The organism is Mailhella massiliensis, from assembly GCF_020741395.1.
In the GTDB taxonomy this organism is placed as follows: domain Bacteria; phylum Desulfobacterota; class Desulfovibrionia; order Desulfovibrionales; family Desulfovibrionaceae; genus Mailhella; species Mailhella massiliensis_A.
The window spans coordinates 1-7884 of record NZ_DYZA01000119.1 but is presented as its reverse complement, the minus strand read 5'-3'; the positions used below and the strand labels follow the sequence as shown (position 1 = coordinate 7884).

Genomic DNA, 7884 nt, shown 5'->3' with positions numbered 1-7884 from the left:
GTGATGATACCGCAGAAATATGCGATATTGTCAGTCATGGGGTATATAAAGAGTAAAAGTTTCCTGATGATTTTTGATGAAATTTTCCAACTGAAATACGGGTATGTCGATCGAAGATTCTGGAGTGTGGGATATTACGTCAGCACGGCAGGCTTGAACGAAGTGTTCATCAGGAAATATATAAGGGATCAGGATAGAGGGGATATCATGCTCGATAAGAGGGCGGCTGAAGAATATACGGATCCGTTCAGTCCGAAGCAGGGCAAGCTTCTTGAGGAGCAGGCTGTGAGTCAAAGTACATGGGGCTTGAATCATGGAAAGAAGACAGGGCGCCGACCTGAGAAGTTCAAGCCGGCGCCCCTAAGGCGCGAGCAAGTACAAGCCACCCGTGTTACGGGTGGTCCTGACTGTAAAGTTTTCCCGGGAAAGGCCTTCTCGCGCAACAGATTTTCTGCGCATGCAGCCTTTTGCGACATGGAACTGCCCTCAGCGCGTGTTCCGCAGAAATATGCCGCGTTGACGTCTGTGCAACGGAACGCGGCAGCCTTTCCGGGGCGCTGAGACCCGGCAGGGAAGGGGAGGAAGTGCTGTTTCAGGCGGGGGTACGGCAGGGGGCGTCTCTCCAGGAGCGGGGTCGCTTCATGATGTACTCGTCTACTGTTACGACAAAGGACGTGGAACGGAAATGGCGGCAGTCCTCCACCATGAGCCTTTTGGAATCTTCCATGCTGAAGTGTCCGAAGCGCAGGGCGTCTTCGTTCCAGTAGGTGAGGATGGGGAAGCCGTCCAGCGGGAGGGAATCTTCCGTGAGAACTCCATCGACGTGATTCTGGGAATAAGAGGCCATTCCGCTGTGATGCCTGAAACAGAAAGAGGGATGGCGCTCAAGCCAGTATTCCATTGCCTGTTCATGGGTTTTGTCGACAGGTCTGGTAAGCAGGGCAATGCGTTTGATCTCCGGGCTTTTTCTCCCTGTCGGCCTGTCGGTGTGAAGTTCGCGTATCATATATTCCGTGACGCGGTACGCGCCTATGATATGCAGCCCCTCATACAATGCCTTTATATCCTCCCAGCGGGCGCCTTTGATTTCATCCACGGCCTGTACTCCATACGGGTCTTCGCCGTTGGTATCCCTGGTAAGGCAGTTGAGCGCCTGTTCGGAAAGGATGTTGGCCCGGTATTCAGTTATTCCCTCAAGGGCTGCCGTCCGGGGGGCATGTTCGCCGAGATACCATGATCTCAGAGGGAACCCGTCGCCTGAAGACATGAGCACGATCAGTTTGTCCGTATGTCGGGGATAATCATACAGTGGCATGATACCTCCAGAAGTATTGCTTTCAAGGTGAAGGCCTTTGCCGTGCCGCACGGTGAGGGCCCCGCCGCCGACTGTCGGGAGCGGCGGGGCCTTCCGGGGGAGGTTCAGATCCCGTATGCCGTTTCAAAGGCGCTTCGCACGGCGGTAATGACTTTGCCCGCGTGCACGCTGTCGCCGACATAGCGTACCGGGATGCCGCAATCTTCCAGCATGGGGTGTATGCTCAGGTCGGAACGGTAGCCGAGGGCCAGCACGATGCTGTCGAACGCGGGCAGTTCCTTTTCCCTGCGGAAGCGGTCTCGTATGCTGATGCGTCCTTCTTCGCTGATATCCGTGATCTCGCACTGAAGAAGGGAGGAGACGCCGAGCTGTTCCAGCCGGGGCAGCAGCAGGCGGCGGGCGCGCGTTTCCAGATCCGGGGCCAGGGAATCACGCAGTTCCAGCACGGTGACTTCGTGCCCTTTTTCCGCGAGGAATTCCGCCGTCTCGCAGCCCACGAGTCCTCCGCCGAGCACGATGACGCGCTTTCCCACGGGAGCGCCCCGCAAGACCTCCTCAGCGCTGTGGAGGAGCGGGGCTGCTTTGCGGCAGAAGCCCGGAATCATCGCTACGGAACCCGTGGCCGCGATGATGATATCCGGGGCAATCTCCCGGATGTTTTCCGGGGAGGCTTCGCGGTTGAGGAGTATCTCCACGCCGAGCTCGCCGAGGCGGCGCTCCATGCTGAGAGCGAGCTTTTTATACAGCTCCTTGTGGGGCGGCAGGCAGGCGGTGTTGAGAAGCCCGCCCGGCTGCGCTTTCTTTTCCAGCAGCGTCACCCTGTGGCCGCGTGCGGCGGCCGTGGCGGCGGCCGTCATGCCGGCAGGCCCCGCGCCGATGACAAGGACGTGCCGGGGGCTGCCGGAGGGGACTTCGGGCCAGAGCAGTTCATGCCCGGCGCGGGGGTTCACAGCGCATGTCACGCTTTCCCCTCTGGCCGTAGAGGCGATACAGCCGTCGTTGCAGGACATGCAGGGGATAATGGAGTCGTCGGCTCCGGCCTTCAGCTTGTTCACGAACTGCGGGTCGGCGATCTGCGCCCTGCCTACGGCCAGCAGGTCGGCCTTGCCTTCGTTGAGGATCTTTTCCGCCGTGGCACGGTCGTGTATGCGTCCCACCACGATGACGGGAATACGGCCTCCCACGGCCTCCCTGACGGCGGCGGCGCGCTCGGCGTTCCAGCCCATGGGGATGCAGGCCGGGGCCGTGACGAACTGATTGGTTTCCGGGCAGGCCACGGAAACATGAATAGCATCGATGCCTGCCTCAACCAGAGTTTTTGCTATGCCGCAGGCCATGTCCAGGGTGAGGCCGCCGGCAATGAGTTCATCCACGGAAAGGCGGAACAGAAGGGGGAAGCCGGGGCCCACCTTTTCCCTGACGGCCCTGAGGACTTCAAGCGCGAAGCGCATGCGTTTTTCCGGCGTTCCGCCCCATTCGTCCTGCCTCTGATTGGTGCGGGGGGAGAGGAACTGGAGGATAAGGTAGCCGTGGGCGCCGTGAAGTTCCACGGCGTCGAATCCGGCGCGTTTTGCCCTGTCTGCGGCATCGGCATAGGCGCGGACAAGGCGGCGGATATCTTCATCCGTCAGTTCCCGGGATTCTTCATCACTGGTCACGCCGGGGAGCTGGGACACGAGAAGGCGCGGCTGCCCGGAGAACTGGGGAAGGGCGCATCGGCCGCCGTGCTGGAGCTGCACGGCCATGAGGCCGCCGGCGGCATGCACCGCATCGGTAAGGCGGCGCATGCCCGGGATCATGGCGTCGCAGTCAAGAGCCAGTCCTCGGGCGAAGCTCAGGCCGCCTCTGTCGATGCAGGTGGCCTCAAGAATGTTCAGCGCACACCCGCCCCGGGCCCTCTCCACATGGTAGCGGATGAGTCTGTCGGTGACTTCGCCGTTGCGCGCGCCGTAGTTGGTGACCATGGACGGCAGCACGATACGGTTGGGAAGCGTGAGCGCATGGATATGCACGGGGGAAAATATGGGGGACTGCATGGGGGTATCCTTGATACGCAGAATTTAGAGTTGGTAAACGGTTCGCATGGCGGAACTTACGGCGGCGAGCACGCGGCCCGCCTGCACGCAGTCGCCCACGCTGAGGCAGGCGATGCCGGCCCTGTCGAGTTCACGGCGGAGCGTGTCGTCCGCACGGGAGCCCAGGGCGAGAACCACGGTATCGAAAGGTCCGAGGACTTTTTCCTTGCCGTCTGCCTGGACGGTGATGGAGGAGCCTTCAAAGGAAAGGACCCTGTGCCCGGTGAAAACAGTCGTACCCAGGGCGGCGAGGCGTTTTTTCTGGAAGTCCTGCATGACGGGGTGGATGCCCTGGGCAATATCGTCCGCCATTTCCACAATGCTCACTTCCCGGCCGGTGCGGGCGATGTATTCTGCCGTTTCCGCACCCACCAGGCCGCCGCCGATGACGGCGACGCGGGAGCCGAGGTCGTCGAGCCGGCCGTCGAGCACTTCATTGGCAAAAAGGTGCGCCACACTTTCCAGCCCCTTGAAGGGCAGGGAAAGAGGCCGGCTTCCCGTGGCAAGTATGACTTTGTCCGCATGGAAGTTGCGGATGAAATCGGCGTCCGCTTCACAGTTCAGGCGCACGTCGACCCCGGCATCCTTCAGGCGATGGGCCATATTGAACAGATAAATGGCAAGGTCGCTCTTGAACGGAGGAAGGGAAGCCAGGAAGAACTGTCCGCCCAGGCGGGACTGTTTTTCGCACAAGGTGACGCTGTGCCCTCTGCGCGCGGCATACCACGCGCCTTCCATGCCTGAGGGGCCGCCGCCGACCACGAGAATGCGCAGGGGGCGCTCCGCCTTTTCTTCCAGGGGAAATTCCCCTTCAAAGCCCATGAAGGGGTTGACGGCGCAGAGAGTGTCGAGCCCTATGCCCGTGCGCATGGCGCAGCCGTCGTTGCAGCCGAGGCAGTTGCGGACGCTGTTGAACTTTCCTTCCGCGCAGAGGCGGGGAAGTTCAGGGTCGGCGATAAGGGCGCGGCCCATGGCGATGAAGTCGGCAATGCCGCTCTGTATGAGTTCCTCAGCCTGGAACACGGTTTTGATGCGCCCTGCGAGGATGAGAGGGAAGTCCGGCCCTACGGCCTGGCGCACGGCAATGGCTCGCGCCCTGTTGATGACGTAGCCTTCGCTTGCCGGGGGGATGACGGTGTGATGCGTGGCGTAGTTGCCGGAGACTATGTGTATGGCGTCGATAGCGCCGGTGCCGGCAAAGAGGGCTGCGGCGGCAGCGCCGTCCTGAAGGGGCAGTCCGCCGGGCAGGCTCTCTTCCACCGTCATGCGGAACGTCACCGTGAAATCCGGCCCCACGGCTTCGCGTACGGCCCGTATGACTTCAAGGCTGAGGCGCGCACGGTTTTCCAGGGAACCTCCGTAGGCGTCCGTGCGCTTGTTTGTGTAGGGGGAAAGGAACTGGGTGAGAAGGTAGCCGTGCGCGCCGTGTATTTCCACGGCGTCGAAGCCTGCCTCCTTTGCGCGGGCGGCGGCCTGGGCGAACTGCCCCACGAGGACGGCGATTTCTTCCTGCGTGAGCACATGCACCGGTTCTTCGGAATAGGCCACGGGGCAGTCCGAGGGAGCCACTACCGGCATATTGCTGATTGCGCTCCACGTTTCGCGCCCTGCATGATGGAGCTGTACGGAAATTTTTCCGCCCTGGGCGTGCACGGCGTCGGTCAGGCGTCTGAGGCCGGGGAGCTTGTCATTGCTGTCTATGCCTACGCCTCTTCCGAATCCCTTGCCCTGGGCGGTGACATAGGTGGCTTCCAGAGTATAAAGCCCGACTCCGCCGCGCGCCCTTTCCGCCGCGTAGGCGATGAGTCTGTCGGTGACGAAGCCTTCTTCCGTGGCGAAGCTGGTCACCATGGGCGGATAAATAAGACGGTTGCGCAGCTCCAGCGTGCCGAGGCGCGCGGGTTCAAGACATTTCATGGCGTTCTCCTGATAGCGTATGGAAAAGAAAGCGGGGCCGGCATGTTGCCCTGCCCCGCCTCTGAAAGGTTTGACTATTTGCCTTCGCCTGCAGCGCGGATTTCTTCCGCCAGTGCTGCGATATCGGCGGGGAAGCTCTTCAGGGAAGCTTTGGAAGCTTCAATCCAGCGGGCTTTTTCTTCAGGGCTCAGGCGGGATATGGTGACGCCGAAGTCCTTGGCCATGGTTTCCAGGACCTGGGAGTTGCGTTCCTTGTAGATATTGATGACGTGCTGCCGGTAGACCTCAAGAGCGTTGGAGAACATTTCCCGGTCGGCCTTGGAAAGGCCGTCCCACCAGTCGGAGCTGGTGTAGGCCATATACAGCACCGGCAGGTGATCGGACAGAAGCAGGTTCTTGGCCACGTCGACGATACGCTGGTTCACGAAAGCATGCCATTCATAGTCCACGGAATCGACGACGCCCTGCTGTATGGCCGTCAGCACTTCCGATGCCGCCATGGGAGTGGGGATGAAGCCGAGGGCTTCCATGGCGGCAATGTGATATTTGGAGCTGGAGGTTCTGTCCTTGACGCCCTTGGTGTCTTCCAGTTTGAGGATGGGCTTTGTGGAAAGAATGCCGCGGTAGGTGGCCAGCACTACATTAAGGGGTTTGATGCCTTTCTTTTCCGCGAAGGTCCACAGATGTTCTACCGCTTTGGAGTTGAAGGCTCTTTCCAGCTTTTCTTCGTCGGGCAGAAGGTAGGGAACGTCGAAGGCTGCAAACTGGGGAATGAACTGCCCGATATTGTTCACAGAGTCGACCACGATCTGGATGCTTCCGAACTGGGCTCCCTGGAAGGCGGAATCGGAAGCGCCGAGAGTCATGGCAGGGTAGATTTCCACCACATATTTGCCGTTGGATTCCTTTTCCACAAAGGGCTTGAAGGCATCCTTCATGCCGGCAAGGATAGGATCCCCTTCAGGGTTGCCCGTCCAGACCTTGATTTTTTTGGGTGCGGCATAGCTGTCTGCCACAAAGGCGGTGCCGGTGATACTCAGCGCGAGGGCCAGAGCCAGGGAGAGGAAGCGCATTTTCATAGGGAACTCCATGCTAGAGTGTGGATGGGATTACAGAAGACACAGACTGAAGAACGGGACATACGCCAGAATGAAGTCGGCAAGAAGAATCGCCCCTATGAAGGGCAGGATAGCCTTGGTGAGGATGGCGATGTTGAGCCCGCTGATGCTGCAGCCGATGAACAGGTTGACGCCGACGGGAGGAGTGAGGCCGCCGAGGCACATGGATACGATGAAGGCGATGCCGAAATGTACAGGATCGATGCCGTAGCTGGTGACGATGGGAACGAGCAGGGGTGCGAAGATAAGGATGATGGCGGACACTTCGACAAACATCCCCAGGATGAAGAGCAGGATGAGAAGAATGGCCACAAGAACATAGGAACTGCTGGTCAGCGACTGCACCCAGTGCAGCAGGGTTTCCTGGATATTGGCCAGCATCATGATGTTGCCGAGCGCATTGGCAGTGATGAGCACCAGCATGATGAGGCCGAGGGTGTTGGCGGAATCCACCATGATTTTGCACAGCAGCGGCAGCGTCATGGATTTGCGGATGAACATTTCCACGATGAGGGAGTAGATGACTGCCACTACGCCGGCTTCGGTGGGGGTGGTGATGCCGCCGTAGATGCCCCCCAGGATGATGATCGGCACGCCGAGAGCCCACTTGGCTTCGCGGAAGCTTTCCCAGCGTTCCCGGGCGCTGGCTTTGGGCAGTACGTTGCCGTAGCCGTGTTTTGCACAGATGAAGCCTGCCGTGGCCATGAGCATGAGGGCGACGAAGCATCCGGGAATAATGCCCGCGATGAACATGCTGGAGACGGAAACGCCGCCGAAGGCTCCGTAGAGGATCATGGGGATGCTCGGGGGGATGATGATGCCGAGCGCCCCGGAAGATGCGTTGACCGCAGTAGAGAAGGACTTGGGGTAGCCCTCCCTTTCCATGGCCGGAATCATGGTGGCACCGACGGCGGCGGTGGTGGCTGCGGCCGACCCGCAGAGGGCGCCGTAGAACAGGCAGGTAACAATGGTGATGTAAGCCATGCCCGCCTTTCGGTGGCCGAGCATGCTTCGGCAGAAATTCAGCAGGGTGTCGGCAAGAGTGCCTCTTGCCATGATATCGCCGGAAAGCAGGAAAAAGGGTATGGCCAGCAGGGGGAAGGAGTCGAAGTTATTGAAAAGCTTCTGGGTGAAGAACATCATGGATTCATCGGACCACCACAGAGCGCCGATTACTCCCATACCGAGAGAAACGCCGATGGGGACGCCGATGAACAGCATACATGCGAGTATGATAAACATGAAGGTCAGTTCGTTCATGCCTTCTCTCCTGCATCGTCCAGCTTGTGTCCGGATACAAGTTCATAGATGTTTTTGAAACACTGTAATACGGTTAAAAAAGCACTGAAAGGAATACATGCCCATACAATCCATATGGGAAGCGGTATAGATATGGCAAGCTGTTCAATGCGCCATACTTTCATAGTCATGATAGAACCTTCATAGACGATGAAGATAA

At 59.4% G+C, this 7884-nt stretch carries 7 protein-coding genes; 1 reads left to right on the top strand and 6 read right to left on the bottom strand.

Features of this window, described 5'->3' with window-relative positions:
- A partial coding sequence (locus K8W16_RS06095) for a transposase (protein WP_304122113.1) occupies window positions 1–561 on the top strand: 561 nt, incomplete at its 5' end.
- Between the two features lie 31 nt (window positions 562–592).
- Here the strand turns inward: K8W16_RS06095 and K8W16_RS06090 are convergent.
- The 6 genes from K8W16_RS06090 to K8W16_RS06065 form a co-directional block, all read right to left on the bottom strand.
- Window positions 593–1315 (bottom strand): hypothetical protein, encoded by a 723-nt coding sequence (locus K8W16_RS06090; RefSeq protein WP_304122111.1) that lies wholly within the window; start codon window positions 1313–1315, stop codon window positions 593–595.
- Between the two features lie 104 nt (window positions 1316–1419).
- Window positions 1420–3351 carry an FAD-dependent oxidoreductase gene (locus K8W16_RS06085; RefSeq protein ID WP_304122109.1) on the bottom strand — a complete coding sequence of 644 codons (1932 nt, stop codon included), beginning with the start codon at window positions 3349–3351 and terminating at the stop codon, window positions 1420–1422.
- Window positions 3352–3375: 24 nt separating this feature from the next.
- Complete coding sequence (locus K8W16_RS06080; protein WP_304122108.1) at window positions 3376–5307, bottom strand: FAD-dependent oxidoreductase; 1932 nt, start codon at window positions 5305–5307, stop codon at window positions 3376–3378.
- Between the two features lie 74 nt (window positions 5308–5381).
- A complete protein-coding gene (locus tag K8W16_RS06075; RefSeq protein ID WP_304122106.1) occupies window positions 5382–6386 on the bottom strand; it encodes a TRAP transporter substrate-binding protein in 1005 nt (334 codons plus the stop codon).
- Window positions 6387–6416: 30 nt separating this feature from the next.
- Window positions 6417–7685 carry a TRAP transporter large permease gene (locus K8W16_RS06070; protein ID WP_304122105.1) on the bottom strand — a complete coding sequence of 423 codons (1269 nt, stop codon included), beginning with the start codon at window positions 7683–7685 and terminating at the stop codon, window positions 6417–6419.
- Window positions 7682–7884: hypothetical protein (locus K8W16_RS06065; protein ID WP_304122103.1), on the bottom strand; the 203-nt coding region annotated here is incomplete at its 5' end. The genes K8W16_RS06065 and K8W16_RS06070, both read right to left, overlap by 4 nt.